The 15,981-nt window shown below is 66.6% G+C and carries 20 protein-coding genes; 17 read left to right on the top strand and 3 right to left on the bottom strand.

Going from position 1 to position 15,981, the window contains the following annotated elements; all coding sequences use genetic code 11:
- Positions 1–6: 6 nt before the first annotated feature.
- On the top strand, positions 7–723 hold the full coding sequence (gene trmD / locus ACFVWL_RS15155) for a tRNA (guanosine(37)-N1)-methyltransferase TrmD (RefSeq protein WP_387184408.1): 717 nt from the start codon (positions 7–9) through the stop codon (positions 721–723).
- A gap of 38 nt (positions 724–761) precedes the next feature.
- Here the strand turns inward: trmD and ACFVWL_RS15160 are convergent, their stop codons facing one another.
- Both ACFVWL_RS15160 and map read right to left on the bottom strand, forming a co-directional pair.
- Positions 762–1,355, bottom strand: a complete 594-nt coding sequence (locus ACFVWL_RS15160) for a histidine phosphatase family protein (RefSeq protein ID WP_387184411.1) — start codon at positions 1,353–1,355, stop codon at positions 762–764.
- Between the two features lie 76 nt (positions 1,356–1,431).
- Positions 1,432–2,214, bottom strand: a complete 783-nt coding sequence (gene map / locus ACFVWL_RS15165) for a type I methionyl aminopeptidase (RefSeq protein ID WP_387184414.1) — start codon at positions 2,212–2,214, stop codon at positions 1,432–1,434.
- Positions 2,215–2,323: 109 nt separating this feature from the next.
- Here map and ACFVWL_RS15170 point away from each other — a divergent pair, with 109 nt between their 5' ends.
- From ACFVWL_RS15170 to ACFVWL_RS15210, 9 genes are all read left to right on the top strand, one after another.
- Positions 2,324–2,812: an MFS transporter permease gene (locus ACFVWL_RS15170; RefSeq protein WP_387184417.1), complete on the top strand. Its 489-nt coding sequence runs from the start codon at positions 2,324–2,326 to the stop codon at positions 2,810–2,812.
- Between the two features lie 169 nt (positions 2,813–2,981).
- Positions 2,982–3,329, top strand: a complete 348-nt coding sequence (gene rplS, locus ACFVWL_RS15175; RefSeq protein WP_017830722.1) for a 50S ribosomal protein L19 — start codon at positions 2,982–2,984, stop codon at positions 3,327–3,329.
- Positions 3,330–3,446: 117 nt separating this feature from the next.
- Positions 3,447–4,172, top strand: coding sequence for a signal peptidase I (gene lepB / locus ACFVWL_RS15180; RefSeq protein ID WP_387184420.1), 726 nt, complete (start codon positions 3,447–3,449; stop codon positions 4,170–4,172).
- Entirely contained in the window at positions 4,169–4,828 is a 660-nt protein-coding gene (locus ACFVWL_RS15185) for a ribonuclease HII (RefSeq protein WP_387184423.1), read from the top strand. The genes lepB and ACFVWL_RS15185 overlap by 4 nt, the downstream gene beginning before the upstream one ends.
- A 71-nt stretch (positions 4,829–4,899) precedes the next feature.
- Positions 4,900–5,226: a DUF2469 family protein gene (locus tag ACFVWL_RS15190; protein WP_017830719.1), complete on the top strand. Its 327-nt coding sequence runs from the start codon at positions 4,900–4,902 to the stop codon at positions 5,224–5,226.
- Positions 5,227–5,357: 131 nt separating this feature from the next.
- Entirely contained in the window at positions 5,358–5,720 is a 363-nt protein-coding gene (locus ACFVWL_RS15195) for a YraN family protein (RefSeq protein WP_387184425.1), read from the top strand.
- On the top strand, positions 5,717–7,246 hold the full coding sequence (locus tag ACFVWL_RS15200) for a YifB family Mg chelatase-like AAA ATPase (protein ID WP_387184427.1): 1,530 nt from the start codon (positions 5,717–5,719) through the stop codon (positions 7,244–7,246). The genes ACFVWL_RS15195 and ACFVWL_RS15200 overlap by 4 nt, the downstream gene beginning before the upstream one ends.
- Positions 7,243–8,436 (top strand): DNA-processing protein DprA, encoded by a 1,194-nt coding sequence (dprA, locus tag ACFVWL_RS15205; RefSeq protein ID WP_387184429.1) that lies wholly within the window; start codon positions 7,243–7,245, stop codon positions 8,434–8,436. Before ACFVWL_RS15200 ends, dprA begins: the two co-directional genes overlap by 4 nt.
- 62 nt (positions 8,437–8,498) lie before the next feature.
- Positions 8,499–9,401 (top strand): tyrosine recombinase XerC, encoded by a 903-nt coding sequence (locus ACFVWL_RS15210; protein ID WP_387184432.1) that lies wholly within the window; start codon positions 8,499–8,501, stop codon positions 9,399–9,401.
- Positions 9,402–9,422: 21 nt separating this feature from the next.
- On the opposite strand, the gene ACFVWL_RS15215 is transcribed toward ACFVWL_RS15210, so the two are convergent.
- Positions 9,423–9,947 carry a murein hydrolase activator EnvC family protein gene (locus ACFVWL_RS15215; protein WP_387184434.1) on the bottom strand — a complete coding sequence of 175 codons (525 nt, stop codon included), beginning with the start codon at positions 9,945–9,947 and terminating at the stop codon, positions 9,423–9,425.
- A 303-nt stretch (positions 9,948–10,250) separates the two neighbouring features.
- On the opposite strand from ACFVWL_RS15215, the gene rpsB reads away from it, so the two are divergent.
- The 7 genes from rpsB (at position 10,251) to ACFVWL_RS15250 (ending at position 15,972) form a co-directional block, all read left to right on the top strand.
- On the top strand, positions 10,251–11,201 hold the full coding sequence (gene rpsB, locus ACFVWL_RS15220) for a 30S ribosomal protein S2 (RefSeq protein WP_017830713.1): 951 nt from the start codon (positions 10,251–10,253) through the stop codon (positions 11,199–11,201).
- 41 nt (positions 11,202–11,242) lie between these two features.
- Positions 11,243–12,070 carry a translation elongation factor Ts gene (gene tsf, locus ACFVWL_RS15225; protein ID WP_105668300.1) on the top strand — a complete coding sequence of 276 codons (828 nt, stop codon included), beginning with the start codon at positions 11,243–11,245 and terminating at the stop codon, positions 12,068–12,070.
- 92 nt (positions 12,071–12,162) lie between these two features.
- Positions 12,163–12,879, top strand: coding sequence for a UMP kinase (pyrH, locus tag ACFVWL_RS15230; RefSeq protein WP_017830711.1), 717 nt, complete (start codon positions 12,163–12,165; stop codon positions 12,877–12,879).
- A gap of 68 nt (positions 12,880–12,947) precedes the next feature.
- Complete coding sequence (gene frr / locus ACFVWL_RS15235; protein WP_105668299.1) at positions 12,948–13,502, top strand: ribosome recycling factor; 555 nt, start codon at positions 12,948–12,950, stop codon at positions 13,500–13,502.
- Positions 13,503–13,507: 5 nt separating this feature from the next.
- Complete coding sequence (locus tag ACFVWL_RS15240; protein ID WP_387184439.1) at positions 13,508–14,653, top strand: phosphatidate cytidylyltransferase; 1,146 nt, start codon at positions 13,508–13,510, stop codon at positions 14,651–14,653.
- On the top strand, positions 14,653–15,231 hold the full coding sequence (locus ACFVWL_RS15245) for a DivIVA domain-containing protein (RefSeq protein ID WP_387184441.1): 579 nt from the start codon (positions 14,653–14,655) through the stop codon (positions 15,229–15,231). Before ACFVWL_RS15240 ends, ACFVWL_RS15245 begins: the two co-directional genes overlap by 1 nt.
- A 225-nt stretch (positions 15,232–15,456) precedes the next feature.
- Entirely contained in the window at positions 15,457–15,972 is a 516-nt protein-coding gene (locus ACFVWL_RS15250) for a transglycosylase SLT domain-containing protein (RefSeq protein WP_387185319.1), read from the top strand.
- The last annotated feature ends 9 nt before the right edge of the window (positions 15,973–15,981 follow it).

The raw sequence follows: 15,981 nt of genomic DNA on the forward strand, positions 1-15,981 counted from the left end.
TCCCCCGTGCGCATCGACGTCCTCTCCATCTTCCCGTCCTACTTCGACGGTCTGACGCTCTCCCTGCTCGGGAAGGCCCAGGAGTCCGGCCTCATCGACCTCCACGTCCGGGACCTCCGCGACTGGGCCTTCGATCGACACCGCACCGTGGACGACACCCCCTATGGGGGCGGAGCCGGCATGGTGATGAAGCCCGAGCCATGGGGCCTCGCTCTCGATGAGATCACCGCGTCTTCCGAGGGTACGGGCGCCGAGCGTCCGACCATCATCTTCCCGTCACCCGCCGGCGAGGTCTTCACTCAGAAGACCGCGCGCGAGTTGGCGACGCGAGAGCATCTCGTCTTCGGCTGCGGTCGTTACGAGGGCATCGATGAGCGGGTGTTCGAGTCCGCCGCCGACCACGGTGAGGTGCGGCTGATCAGCCTCGGAGACTATGTCCTCAACGGAGGAGAGGTCGCGACGATGGCGATGATCGAGGCCATCGGTCGGCTCATCCCCGGGGTCGTCGGCAATCCCGAGAGCCTCGTCGAGGAGTCGCACGAGGATGGGCTCCTGGAGTATCCGTCGTACACGAAGCCCGCGTCGTGGCGTGAGCGCTCTGTGCCGGACGTTCTGCTCAGCGGAAATCATGCCGCGATCGCCGCCTGGCGGCGGGAGCAGCAGCTCGTGCGGACCAGGACCCGTCGACCCGACCTGCTTCCGGGCGAGATCCCCTCCTCCTGATCGGAGGGGGAGCGCCGAATCCGGTGGAGGGTACGGCGTCAGAGCATCCGCTCCGACCGGCCGTCGATCTCGAAGACCACTCCGTGCGGATGCCGCAGACTGAGAGCATTCGTCGCGTCGAGTCCGCGCAGCTCCGCGCGCAGCATGCGTCCGATCATCTCGTGGCTCACGAGCAGCGGGATGCCTTCGGATGCCCACCCGCAGCTGCTGAGGGCCTTACGCGCCCGAGACCTGGCTTGCGCGTAGCTCTCCCCGCCCGGGAACGCCCAGCCGTAGCGATTGGCGGCGCGCTCCTCCCTCGCAGTCGGGTAGACCACGTCGATCTCGTCCCAGGTCATCCCCGCGAGATCGCCGTGGTCGACCTCTGCGAGCTCCGGCACCGAGATCAGGTCTGCGCCGATCCGGTCGGCGATGATGCGCGCGGTCTGCATCGCTCTGCCCAGGGGGCTGGTGCACACGGTCAGCACATGAGCATCCACGAGCCGGTCTGCAATCGCGTGGGCTTGGGCCAAGCCCGCGTCAGTGAGCGGTGAGTCGAGCTGGCCCTGGAGTCGGTGCTCGGCGTTCCACACGGTCTGTCCATGCCGAGCGAGGAGCACACGCTCCGGCACGTGACGGTCCTGCGGAATCATGGCTTCAGGATGGCATACGGCGCCCCTCCGGGGCGCGCGGCGGCCGAGATCGCGGCGTGGGGGGGTATGACGCGACTCAGTCGACGCCGAGGAACGTTCGGTCCGTGAGGATGAGGGGGCCGTCTTCGGTGATGGCGATCGTGTGCTCCGAGTGTGCGCCGCGGGAGCCATCGGCGCTGCGCAGGGTCCATCCGTCGGGGTCCGTGATCAGCTCGTCGGTGGTCGCCAGGAACCAAGGCTCGAGCGCGAGGACCAGCCCGGCGCGCAGCGGGAAGCCCCGGCCGGGGCGACCGTCGTTGGGGACGTGGGGGTCGCCGTGCATCGTGCGCCCGACCCCGTGTCCGCCGAAGTCGGTGTTGATGGAGTAGCCGTCTCCGTGCGCCACAGCGGCTACGGCTGCGGATATGTCTCCGATGCGGTTTCCCACCGTCGCGGTGTCGATCGCGGCCGTCAGGGCCCGTTCGGTGGTGTCGATGAGCCGCAGGTCTTCGTCGCGAGCCGTCCCGACGACGAACGACACGGCGGAGTCGGCGACCCACCCATCGACCGAGACCGCGAAGTCGAGGGTGACGAGGTCACCGTCGCGCAGGGTGTAATCGTGCGGGAGTCCGTGCAGCACCGCGTCGTTGACCGAGGTGCAGATGACCTTTCCGAACGGGCTCGCGCCGAAGGAGGGGTGGTAGTCGATGTAGCAGGACTCGGCTCCGGCCTTGCGGATCATGTCGTGGGCGCGGCGGTCGATCGAGAGAAGATTGGTCCCGACCTTCGTCTCGTCGCGTAGCGTCGCCAGCGTCTCGGCGACGAAACGTCCTGCGGCGCGCATCTCGTCGATCTCGGCAGGGGTGCGCAGTTCGATCATCGGGTGTCCTCTCGTCATCTCCATTCTCCCTGATGGAGGGCCTTCCATACCCCGCCCGCTCTCAGCGAACACCGGGCCATGGGGGCGGCCGGCGTCGTACGATCTGAGCATGTGGTTGCGACAGGCCTTCTTCCGCTGGCTTCTCCCGGCGGCGTTCCTGCTGCCTCTCTGGCTGTTGATCGGGTGGGGTGTTTTCCAGGGTGGCTGGTCGATCCTCTGGGTGCTCCTCATCGCGATGCCGTCCGTCTTCCTCGGCCAACTCCTGCTCACTCTGCTGACCCGTTCCCGTCCGTCGGTGCGCATCGAGCGGGCCGTGTCCTGGTGGGATGTCGCGGGGTTCACCGTCTGGAACGGCCTCACGATCGCTGTGGGCTTCTTCATCGACGGGGCGTTCCCGTGGGTGCTCACCGGCGCGATCGTCTCCGGCATCGCTCTGATCTGGTTGCAGCTGTGGCAGCTGTGGAACGAGGCGAAGGGGAGCGGCACCCGACTGCGCGAGACCATCACATGGTCCACGATCCCGACGGTCGATGAACCTGCTCCGCCGACGCGAGCTCATGAGGTCATCGTGGTGCGGGAGACCGATACTCGCGACTGACGCTCGCGTTTTGGCCGGGCGCGGCATCCATGGCAGAATGGGTGTTTGTGCTGTGACCGGCTCTGCCACAGGGGAGCCCGCGGACGCGTCAGCGCCGTACAGCTCAATCCTTTTCTTGTTCCTTTGAATTCATGCATGCGACCTGTGGCGGGTGCAGAGAGAGACGATCATGCAGATCCTCGACGCCGTAGACGCGGCTTCCCTCCGTTCGGACATTCCGGACTTCTTCCCCGGTGACACCGTCAAGGTGCACGTCAACATCACCGAGGGCAGCCGCTCTCGTATCCAGGTCTTCCAGGGCGTCGTCATCGGCCGCCAGGGCGACAGCGTGCGCGAGACCTTCACGGTCCGCAAGATCAGCTTCCAGGTCGGCGTCGAGCGCACCTTCCCGGTCCACTCCCCGGTGATCGACCACATCGAGGTCGTCACCCGTGGTGACGTGCGTCGCGCGAAGCTCTACTACCTCCGCCAGCTGCGCGGCAAGAAGGCGAAGATCAAGGAGAAGCGCGACCGCTGAGTCGCAGCTCCTCCAAAGCACCCCGGGACACGATGTCCCGGGGTGCTTTGTTCTCTCCCCGGTGTGCGAACCTAGATATCGTCGCCGCACGACGGTGCATGATCGCGAAGGAACCTGATGACCGAATCCCCGTCCGCGCCCACGTCCAGACGTCGTCGCGGGTTCCTCGTCTTCCTGCGGGATGTCCTGGTGATCGTGGTGATCGCCGCGCTCGTCTCGTTCGTCGTCAAGAGCTTCGTCGTGCGTTCTTTCTACATCCCCTCCGCGTCGATGGAACGGACGCTTCTGATCAACGACCGCATCCTCGTCGATGAGCTCACGCCGCGGTGGACCGACTACGAACGGGGAGACGTCGTCGTCTTCAAGGACCCGGGCGGGTGGCTCGACGGACAACCGCAGACTCCCGCGCAGCCTCCGCTGGTCGAGGCCGTCGACTGGGTGCTGAACTTCGTCGGCATCTCCGCCACTGATTCTCAGGACCATCTCGTCAAACGCGTGATCGGACTCCCCGGCGATCATGTCGTCTGCTGCAACGCGCTCGGACAGATCACCATCAATGGTGCACCCATCGACGAGCTCAGCTATCTGAACCTCCCTCCGGGTGACACCGCGGCGTCGAACGAGCCCTTCGACGTCGTCGTCCCCGAGGACTCGGTATGGCTGCTCGGCGACAACCGCGACCGTTCGCGCGACGCCCGCGCACACCAGGACCTCCCGAGCGGCGGTTTCGTTCCTATGGAGAACATCGTGGGCAAGGCGTTCCTCACGACCTGGCCGCTGGACCGGCTGGGGCCGATCGACGGCCATCACGAGATCTTCAACGGCGTTCCGGCTCCGGAATGACCGTCGTCGCCCCCAGACTCACGCTCGAGCGCCGCCTCCTCGCCGAGTGCGAGCTGATCATCTCTTTGGACGAAGTCGGTCGAGGGGCCCTTGCGGGCCCGGTCGCGGTGGGCGCGGCGGTCATGGACGCCGCCGGCGCCCGCCGGCGGGTGCCCGAGGGACTGCGTGATTCCAAGCTCGTCACGGAGAAGCGCAGACCCGAGGTCGCCGCTCGCGCTGCCGCGTGGGTGCAGGCGTCAGCTGTAGGGTGGGCCAGCGCCGAGGAGATCGACGAGTTCGGCATCATGCGGGCGCTCGGGTTGGCGGCGTCGCGCGCGGTTCTGGCCGTCGCGGATCAGGGCGCCGCGCTCGACGGGGCTCTCATCCTGCTCGACGGCAACCACGACTATGTGTCGAAGGTGCATCCCACGCCGCTCCACGTGCGTCCCGTGATCAAGGCGGACCGGGATTGCGCATCCGTCTCCGCAGCATCCGTGATCGCGAAGGTCGCCCGGGACGGCTACATGGCAGAGCTCCATGAGACGCATCCCGCCTATCAGTGGAACCGCAACAAGGGCTATGCCAGCACGGAGCATCGTGACGCCATCCGGACCATCGGGCTCTCGCCGCACCACCGGGCATCGTGGGCCATAGCCGATGTTCCGACTCTGTTCTGAGCGCAGGGGGAGGGGTACCCGAACCCGTCGATGACGCGCCTCGGGGCCCACGACTCTAGGATGGACACATCATGGATGAGGAAGCCTTCGACGACTACGACCGCGAACTCGAGCTGGCCCTGTTCCGGGAGTACCGGGATGTGGTGTCACAGTTCCAGTACGTCGTGGAGACGGAGCGTCGGTTCTACCTGGCGAACGAGGTCAACGTCGTGCGTCGTGACACCGAGCACGACTTCTACTTCGAGATCTCGATGACCGACGTCTGGGTGTGGGACATCTACCGTGCAGATCGTTTCGTGAAGGCCGTGCGCGTGCTCACCTTCAAGGATGTCAACGTCGAGGAATTGCAGCGCAGGGAGTTCGAGCTTCCGCAGGAGCTTTCCCTCGACGGCGAGTGACCGCGCTTCCTGCCCCGGCGACGCTTTCGGCCGCCCTCCACACACTTTCGGGGAATTGACTTCTCCCCAGCCGCCGAGATTCAGCCGAGGAATCGGTCAGCTCTGCGCAGGCCCCACGTGATGCTGGGCTCATGGCAGCGAAGGATGAATTCGGAAAAGCAGGGGAAGAGCGTGCCGCTCAGCATCTGAGGAGCAGCGGGTACACCGTGCTCGCGAGGAACTGGCGGTGCGCACAAGGCGAGATCGATATCGTCGCGGCGCACGGCGATCATCTCGCCGTGGTCGAAGTGAAAACGCGGCGGACCGTCGCGTTCGGGCATCCGTTCGAAGCTATCGACGCGCGCAAGAGACGCCGGCTCTGGCAATTGGCGCAGGCCTGGGCCGCGCAGAACCCGGAAGCCGCTCGGGGGCGAAGCATGCGACTCGAGGCGATCGGCATCATCGGCGCGGATCCGTCCTCCGGCGCGCTCGAGCATCTCGTGGACCTCGCGTGAGCACGTCGCGCACCTGGGCTGTCGCGCTCACCGGTGTGGACGGGCATCTCGTCGAGGTCGAGGCCGATATCTCGAACCAGACGCCCGAGTTCCGGATCATCGGGCTCCCGGACAAGTCGCTGGGCGAAGCCGTTCAGCGCGTGCACAACGCCTGCAAGAATGCGGGGTTGGACCTGCCGCGCCGGCGGCTCACCGTGAACCTGTCCCCAGCGAGCCTCCCAAAGCACGGCGCCGGGTTCGACCTGGGAATCGCAATGGCCTGTCTCGCGGCCGGCGGGGCCATCGCGCCGCGTTCGATCGCCGCCACCGTGCACATCGGTGAGCTCGGCCTTGACGGCAGGGTACGTCCGGTGCCTGGAGTTCTCCCCGCGGTATTTGCCGCGGCGCGGGCCGGGTTCCAGACGGTGATCGTACCTCGCGGGAACGAAGCCGAAGCGAGGTTGGTGCCTGGAGTCGAGGTTCGCGCGGCGGCATCACTCGCGGAGGTGGCGGTCTGGCACGGCGCCGATGTCGAGGTACCCGAGGTGGAGCCCGTCGAGGTGGCTTGGACCCCGCCCCGCCGACCCGACGCGCTCGATCTCTCTGAAGTAGTGGGCCAGGAAGAGGCAGTGGAGGCTCTCATCGTCGCCGCTGCAGGTGGTCATCACATGCTTCTGAGCGGCCCGCCCGGAGCCGGGAAGACGATGCTCGCTCGAAGGCTCCCGGGAATCATGCCTGCGCTGGAGGAACAGGAGGCCCTCGAGGTCGCGTCTGTCCGTTCTCTGTGTGGGGAGGCGGTCGCGGAGCTTGATGCGCTTCCGCCTCTCGAAGCACCGCATCACAGTGCAACTGTCGCGGCTCTCGTCGGCGGCGGATCCCGGTCGGCGAGGCCGGGTGCGATCGCTCGGGCGCACCGTGGTGTGCTGTTCCTCGATGAAGCGGCCGAGTTCTCGCGTGTCGCTCTGGATGCGTTGCGGCAGCCGCTCGAGTCCGGGGCGATCGAGGTGCACCGGGCCGGCTTCACTGCCAAGTTCCCCGCGAGGTTCCAGCTGGTTCTCGCCATGAATCCGTGTCCGTGCGGAAACCACGGTGTTCGCGGTGCGGAGTGCGTCTGCCCTCCCATGGCCATCAGGCGCTACACCACGCGACTGTCCGGTCCCCTCCGCGATCGGATCGACATCGACCTGCAGGTGAGTCGTGTCGCAGCCTCGCGAGCGATGAGTGGGACGAGCGCGGAGCTGACGACCGCTCAGGCCCGTGATCGTGTCGCGTCCGCCCGTGCGAGAGCGGCGCTCCGTTGGAAGAGCACGCGTTGGCGACGCAATGCCGATGTGCCGGGCACCTGGTTGCGCCAGGGATCGCTCCGACTGCCGGCAGCGACGCGCGCCCCACTCGATCGCGCGTTGGAGCGGGGCGCGCTCACGCTCCGCGGATACGACCGAGTGCTGCGGGTGGCCTGGACGATGGCGGATCTGGCGGAAGTCGACCGCCCCGGCTTGGACGAGATCGGACGCGCATTGCAGCTGCGACGGGGGCTGCCGCGATGATCGAGGTACTCCTCACCGATCCCGAGATCGTTGCCCTCGTCCGTCGGATCCATCTCGGCGACGAGGTGGGGGAGAGCATCGCGCGCGCCGCGTGGACGGTGATCGCAGAACCGGGGGATGCGGTGGCCGGCACCTTGATCGAAGCGCTCGGCGCGGTGGACGCACTCCGTATCGCCGTGGGCGACGAGACTTCGCTGGTCTCAGTCGGCGGCGGCGCAGTGTCTTCGCGGGTGCTCGACGATGGTCGTGCTCGATGGCGTCCACGTGCCGAGCCCCGTGCCGTGAGCGCTGCGCTCCGCGGCGCAGCCTCTGTCGGTGCGCAGCTCGTGATCCCCGGTGACGCCGCCTGGCCCGATTCTCTCGATGATCTCGGAGTTCACGCTCCCAGCGCACTCTGGGTGCGAGGTCGAGCCGACCTGCTTCGCGATGCGCCTCGTGTGGCGATCGTCGGAGCGCGGGCGTCGAGCGGGTATGGGGAACACGTCGCGACAGAACTCGCGGGCGATCTCGCTGCAACCGGGGCAGTGATCGTGTCGGGCGGCGCGTACGGAATCGACGGTGCCGCCCATCGCGCGGCACTCGGCGCGCAGGGTGCGACGATCGCATTCCTCGCCGGGGGAGTCGACCGGGCCTATCCGGCCGGGCACCAGACGCTCCTGAGACAAATAGCCGAAGAGGGGGCGCTGGTCAGCGAGCCTCCTTGCGGTACTGCACCCACGAAGTGGCGATTCCTCGCGAGAAATCGCTTGATCGCCGCCCTCGGCCACGCGACCGTCGTCGTTGAAGCGGGAAGGCGCAGCGGTTCGTTGAACACCGCCGGCCACGCGGCCGCACTCGGCCGCCCACTGGGTGCCGTGCCCGGAGCAGTGACCTCTGCGTCATCGGCCGGGTGCCATCGCCTGCTGCGGGAGTACGACGCGCAATGTGTCACCTCGGCCAGCGAGGTGAGAGAACTGTTCGGCTCGATCGACGGCTCGGTGGAGGTGTCGTCTGCGGCGATGGATCCGCATCACACCAGGGTTCTCGATGCTATGAGTACCCGGTCGCGTCTGTCGATCGACGAGGTGGCGCGTCGCTCGGGGCTGTCGCCTGACCGTGTCCGATCGGTGCTCGGTTTGCTCCACCTCGAGGGCGATGTCGCCCGCGACGATGGGGGATGGCGGAGAGCTCCCGCGCGTCGGAAAGGCTGATCCAGGAGGAAGCCGACGGCGAGGCTGCCGAGAAGAATGCGCGAACGAGGCAAGCTGGATTGATGGATCTCGCGACCGCGACGGAGGCGTTCGCCGATCACCTGGAGCGGGTGCGTCGGCTGTCTCCCGCGACCGTGAAGGCCTACCGCTCCGACCTGAGAGACCTCGAGGCGTCGTCAGAGGGGGTGCTGCTCGAGGCTGTAGACCTGGAGGTACTCCGCGACTGGCTGTGGCGAGCGACCCAGCGTGGCGATGCGCGGTCGACCTTGGCGCGCCGCGCCGCCACCGCCCGATCGTTCTTCGCCTGGGCGCACGAGCAGGCTCTCATCTCGCATGACCCGAGCCTGCGGTTGGTCGCTCCCAAGAAAGGAAGAACGCTGCCCACGGTCGCCTCACGAGAGGCGATGTCCGGGCTCCTCGACGCGCACCGCGCCGCAGCACAGGACGGTGATCCGCTCGCGCTGCGAGACCATGCGATCCTCGAACTGCTCTACGGCTCCGGTATCCGAGTGTCCGAACTCTGCGGGTTGGACATCGACGACCTCGACCCCGAGCGCGGCACGGCACGGGTGCTCGGCAAAGGAGCGAAGGAGCGCGTGGTGCCGTACGGCTCGCCGGCGAGCGACGCCCTCTCCGCGTATCTCCGGCGTGGCAGGCCTGCTCTCGTCGCCCGATCACGGACCTTCACTGCGGCTGTGGTCCTCGGGAGCCGGGGCGCCAGAGTGGGTCCGCGCACCGTGTACGAACTCGTCGCGCGCGTTCTCGCGCCCATCGTCGGCGCGGAGACCGTCGGCCCCCACGCGTTGCGTCATACCGCCGCCACGCACCTCCTCGATGGCGGGGCCGATCTCCGGGCGGTGCAGGAGATACTCGGACATGCCAGTCTCGGCACCACGCAGATCTATACGCACGTCTCCACCGAGCGTCTGACGGCAACCTACAAGCTGGCCCATCCACGGGCATGAGCCGGAATGGCGGCCCCTCGGTCAGGGACCGTCGCAACAGGGGAGAAGCACCGCTCGTGGAGCGTCGCCGAAGAGCAGCATCGGGTTGATGTAGTCGCCGTCCAGCCGCACGCCGAGGTGCAATGCGCCCGCTGGTGTGTGCCCACCCACATCGACGATCCCGAGCTCCTGCCCGGACGCGACCACTTCACCCGCGACCAGTTCGGATGCAACCGGTTCGAACGTCGTCACGAGACCCCCCGGGTGTTCGATCGTGAGCAGAGGGCGATCCACCACTGTGCCGCGGAAGGCGACGACGCCCTCAGCCGGTGCGGTCACCGTCGCTCCGATCGATGTGCCGAGATCGACTCCGCGGTGTCCAGCGCCGTACAGGTGGGCGGGAGCGCGGTAAGGTGCCACGACCGTGCGCGGTCCCGAGAGCGGCCAACTCCATCGAACTTCGTCGGCTGAGTCCGCCGTCGATGCGGTGGCCGAGCCGGCAGCGGCTGCATGGGTGAGCAGGACGATCAACAGGAGGGCCGAAAGGGTTCTGAATGAGGCGCGCATCGCAGCAGTCTGGTCACTCGCGCGCGGACGTGCATCCAGGATCGTCGTCCGACTCCAGTTCTCCGGGCAAGTCATCATCGTGCTCGGACGTGCAGGGTGAGTGACCGCGCGATCCTGTATGCTGGGGGAGCACCTCGAAATCGAGGTGACTACGCGTGCCCAAAGCGATTCAGATCGCGGCATCCATTCCCACAGGTCCTGTTCTTCGAACAGGCGGGGGTGAGCCGGGCACCAGGGAGTCCGATCATCTGATCGGCTTGAAACCTCAACGGCGCAGGAACGCGCCAGAACCAGGAGACGACCATGGCTGTGGTCACCATCCGCCAGCTGCTCGACAGCGGCGTGCACTTCGGACACCAGACCCGTCGGTGGAACCCGAAGGTCAAGCGCTTCATCCTCACCGAGCGCAGCGGTATCCACATCATCGACCTGCAGCAGTCGCTGGGATACATCGACAAGGCTTACGACTTCGTCAAGGAGACCGTCGCCCACGGTGGGACGATCCTCTTCGTCGGCACCAAGAAGCAGGCGCAGGAGATCCTCGCTGAGCAGGCCACCCGAGTCGGCCAGCCCTTCGTGAACCAGCGCTGGCTCGGTGGACTCCTCACCAACTTCCAGACGATCTCCAAGCGTCTCGCTCGTATGAAGGAGCTCGAGGAGCTCGACTACGAGACCCCGGCGAACAGCGGCTTCACGAAGAAGGAGCTGCTTCTCAAGAAGCGCGAGCTCGACAAGCTGCACAAGTCGCTCGGTGGTATCCGCAACCTCACCAAGACGCCGTCGGCCATCTGGGTCGTCGATGCCAAGCGCGAGCACCTCGCCATCGATGAGGCCAAGAAGCTCGGCATCCCGGTGATCGGCATCCTCGACACCAACGCCGACCCCGATGACTTCCAGTACCCGATCCCCGGTAACGACGACGCGATCCGCTCCGTCTCGCTGCTGACGCGCATCATCGCCGACGCTGCGGCCGAGGGCCTGCAGCAGAAGCACAACCCGGAGACGGGCGACGCCGAGCCGCTCGCCGACTGGGAGAAGGAGCTCCTCGAGACTCCTGCTCAGGAGGTCCAGGAGTCCGCTGACGCCGCCGAGGTCGTCACCGCAGATGACGCTGCTGCCGTCGTCGAGACGCCCGCTGCCGACGAGACCGCTGCCGACGAGGCCGGTGCCGAAGCGCACGACGAGGCGATCGCTGCCGCTTCCGGTGAGGAGACCGCTGAGGTCGCCGCCGCCGAGGCTGCTGACGCCAAGTAATCCCTCGTACACACACCTAACGAAGCAAGGAGCCACCACACATGGCCAACTTCACCATCGCTGACCTCAAGGCGCTGCGTGAGCAGCTCGGTACCGGAATGGTCGACACCAAGAAGGCGCTCGAGGAGGCTGACGGAGACGTCGCGAAGGCCACCGAGATCCTGCGTCTCAAGGGTGCGAAGGGCAACGCGAAGCGCGCTGACCGTTCCACGAGCGAGGGACTGATCGTCGCTCGCGAGCAGGATGGCGCCGTGACGCTCATCGAACTCGCCTGCGAGACCGACTTCGTCGCGAAGAACGAGCGCTTCATCGCGCTGGCCGACAAGGTCGCCGATGCAGCAGCAGCGGTCAAGGCCGACTCGGTCGACGCCGCCCTCGCCGCATCCGCCGGTGACAAGAGCGTCGAGCAGGTCATCTCCGAAGAGGCCGCGATCATCGGCGAGAAGGTCGAACTGCGCCGCGTGCGTACGATCTCCGGCGACAAGGTCGAGGTCTACCTGCACCGCACGAGCAAGGACCTGCCGCCGCAGATCGGCGTCGTCGTCGCCTACTCGGGTGACGACGCGGAGACCGCGCGCAGCATCGCCCAGCACATCTCGTTCGCCAACCCGTCGTACCTTTCGCGTGCAGACGTCCCGGCTGACGCGGTCGAGAAGGAGCGTGAGATCGTCACCGAGATCTCCCGCAACGAGGGCAAGCCGGAAGCGGCTCTCCCCAAGATCGTCGAAGGCCGTGTCTCTGCGTTCATCAAGCAGGTCGCCCTGCTCGAGCAGGACTACGCCAAGGACAACAAGCTCTCGGTCGCCCAGGTGGCGAAGGACGCCGGTATCACCGTGACGGACTTCGCGCGCTTCAAGGTCGGCGCGTAGCAACGTCGAAGGGGTTCGGATCGTCACGATCCGAACCCCTTCTTCATGCCCACAAGGCACTATCTTGAATCGGGACGAGAGGACACCCACCCATGACTGAACGCACCGGACGCCGCCGCGTCCTTCTCAAGCTCTCCGGAGAGGCTTTCGGAGCGGGGCAGCTGGGCGTCAGCCCCGATGTGGTCTCCCAGATCGCCCGTGACATCGCCGCAGCGGTCGACCGTGTCGAGGTCGCTATCGTCGTCGGAGGAGGCAACTTCTTCCGCGGTGCCGAGCTGAGCCAGCGCGGCATGGACCGCGGCCGCGCCGACTACATGGGCATGCTGGGCACGGTCATGAACGCCCTCGCGCTGCAGGACTTCCTCGAGCAGGCCGGAGCCGCCACCCGCGTGCAGTCCGCCATCTCGATGACCCAGGTCGCCGAGCCCTACATCCCGCGCCGGGCCGAGCGTCACCTCGAGAAGGGTCGCGTCGTCATCTTCGGTGCAGGCGCAGGTCTCCCGTACTTCTCCACCGATACGGTCGCGGCGCAGCGCGCGCTCGAGATCGGCGCGGACGAGGTCCTCGTGGCCAAGAACGGTGTCGACGCGATCTACACCGCCGACCCGAACAAGCACGCCGACGCGGAGCGTATCGAGCGCGTGACCTACCGTGATGCGCTGCAGCGAGGTCTGAAGGTGGTCGACTCGACCGCATTCAGCCTCTGCATGGACAACAGCATGGACATGCGTGTGTTCGGCATGGAGCCCGCCGGCAACGTGACCCGTGCCCTCCTCGGGGAACCGATCGGCACCCTCGTCACCGCCTGAGTGTGTGACACGGCGGAGACGACTTCGCCCGATAGAATTTGCAGAACACCCCGACGATAGGAGTCACCGTGATCGCGGACGTCCTCGCTGAAACCACCACCCGCATGAACCGGGCGGTCGAAGCTGCCAAGGAGGACTTCTCCACGGTGCGCACCGGTCGTGCGAACCCGCAGATGTTCCAGAAGGTCCTCGTGGACTACTACGGCACTCCCACCCCGATCGCGCAGCTCGCATCGCTGGCGAACCAGGAAGCCCGGACTCTGATCATCACGCCGTACGACAAGTCCGCGCTGAAGGCGATCGAGCAGGCAATCCGCGACATGCCGAACCTCGGGGCCAACCCCACGAACGACGGCAACCTCGTTCGCGTGACGATGCCCGAGCTCACGGCGGAGCGTCGCAAGGAGTACGTCAAGCTCGTCAAGACGAAGGCCGAAGATGCGAAGGTCCATGTCCGTGGCATCCGCCGTAAGGCGAAGGATGAGCTCGATGCCCTCAAGAGCGAGCTCGGCGAGGACGAGATCGCGCGCGGCGAGAAGGAGCTCGACGGTCTGACGCGTCAGCACGTCGATCTCATCGATGACGCGCTGAAGCGCAAAGAGGCCGAACTCCTCGAGGTGTAGTCGGGATGTCTGACGAAACGCGAGATGCCGAGGACGACAGGCCGTTCACGCGTCATGATGCGCATGACGGTGAGCCGTCCGACGGTGTCCCGCTCGTGGACGCGGCATTCCCGTCGTTCGATGCTGCAGCGGTTCCTCCGCGGCCCCCGCTTCCTGCGTCCGCGGACGGCGTTGCGGGCACCGGAACCGGCCCGTTGGACACCGCGGATCACAATGCGATCCGAGAGCAGTGGCGGGTGGCGCGCGACGAACTCGGTACTCACGTCTCGCACGCGCGCGACCAGCTCGATCAGGCGAATGAACGAATCAAGGAGCGCACAGGACGGGACCTCGTTCTCGCCATCCTGATCGGTCTCGCGTTCGGTGCCGCGCTGCTCGGGTCACTGCTTTTCCTCAAAGTGCTGTTCGTGCCGTTCGCTCTCGCGGCCTCATTGCTCGGTGTCTACGAGCTCTCCCGGGCGCTGCGGAGTTCCGGTCGCCGGGTCGACGTGGTCCCGCAGCTCATCGCAGCAGCCTTCCTCGTGCTTTCGGCGTATTTCGCCGAGCCCTGGCTGTGCTGGGTGATGCTCTTCGTGTCTGTCGCCTTCGTCATCGTCTGGCGCCTCATCGCGCAGATGGTCGAGAAGGACGGGCGCACCTACGGGGATGTCCTGGCCGATGCCGTGACCAGTGGATTCGTCCAGGTGTACGTCCCGTTCCTCGCGGGAATCGCGCTCATCCTCCTCAAACAGGAGGGCGGTCAGTGGTGGGTGCTCGGTTTCATCGCGATCGCCGTCGCCGCTGACACGGGCGCCTACGCGGCCGGTCTGGCCTTCGGACGCCACCCGATGGCACCGAAGATCAGTCCGAAGAAGACCTGGGAGGGCTTCGGCGGAGCTGTCATCGCCTCGCTCGCCGTCGGTGTGCTTCTCGCGATCTTCCTCCTGCAGCTGCCGTGGTGGTGCGGACTGATCTTCGGCGCTTCGATCCTCCTCTCGGCCACACTCGGTGATCTCGGCGAATCCATGCTCAAGCGGGACCTCGGCATCAAGGACATGAGCTCCTGGCTACCGGGACATGGCGGGTTGCTCGATCGGCTCGACAGCATCCTGCCCTCGACGATCCCCGCGCTCTGCCTGTACTTCCTCTTCTCCCCTTGGGTGGTTCTGTGATGAACGAAAACCAGCTCGCCGAGCAGACGACCGAGGCGCCGCCTGCGTTCGCGCTCACCTCCGGACGTGTGCGCGGGTATCACCGCGCTGCCGTGGACACCTTCCTCGCATCCGCGCGCCGTGCATTCGAGACAGGCGGCGACGAACTCAGTGCTGAGGACGTGCGCACGGCGTCCTTCCCGCTCGTGAAGAACGGCTACGTCGTGGCCGACGTGGACGCGGCACTCGGCCGGGTCGAGGACGCGTTCGCCGCCCGTGAACGTGAACGTGTGGTGCGCGCTCAAGGCGCAGGTGCATGGGTCGAGCAAGCCAGAGCAGACGCCCAGGTCATCCTGGACCATCTGGCCCGTCCGCGCCGGCACCGCTTCGCCCGGACCGGTGTGCTCACCTTCGGCTACCGCCTCGACGAGGTCGATCACGTCTCGACGCGCATCGTGCGATACCTTCGCGATGGAGAGGCGCTGACAGCCGAACAACTGCGCTCAGCAGCCTTCCGAATGCAGCGCGGCGGTTACCGCGAAGAGCAGGTGGACGCCCTCCTGGACGCCACTATCGACGTGATTCTCGCCGTTCGTTGAGGTTCCTGATGGTCGATTCAGGCGCCTTTGCGTAGACTGTCCCTCATCGTGAACTCCCGAAACGACATGAATCTCGACAGAAACGACCTTTCGCCTGTGCCCGCGGCGAAGGCTGGTTCCGCACGCGCGGGCGTCCGACGCTGGTCTCGAAGCCGGGGCGTCGTCGGTGTTTTCAGCGCCCTCGCAGTCGTGGGTTTCGCAGGTGCATTGGTTGCCCCGACGGGAGTGGCATTGGCTGCTCCCGCGCCGGAGGAATCACCGGACTCGGCGTACTCGCTCGCGCTCGCTGACACTCAGAACCTCACCGTCACCGTCGAAGGGGCCACGATCGCGCCGGTCGTGCGTGGCGGCTTCGAGGTGTATGTGAAGCCCAAGCCCGCTCCGGTCCCCGTCGTGGCCGCCGCGCCGCGCGGAGGCTCCTCCGGTGGTTCCTCCGGCGGCACCCTTCCTCCCTACACGGGTGGCGGCGCTCCTGCGGAATGGATGGCTGCGGCCGGAATCGCGGAGAGCGACTGGCAGTACGTGGACTATGTCGTCTCTCGTGAGAGCGGGTGGAACCCGAACGCCACGAATAAATCATCTGGCGCGTGTGGGCTGGTCCAGGCGTTGCCCTGCAGCAAGGTGCCTGGCAACGGCTACAACCCGGTCGACAACCTGCGCTGGGCGACGGGGTACGCCACCGGTCGTTACGGCAGCTGGGCTGGAGCCTACAACTTCTGGGTCAACAACCACTGGTGGTGAGCAGGCACG

It is taken from the genome of Microbacterium sp. NPDC058269, assembly GCF_042881445.1.
Classification (GTDB): domain Bacteria; phylum Actinomycetota; class Actinomycetes; order Actinomycetales; family Microbacteriaceae; genus Microbacterium.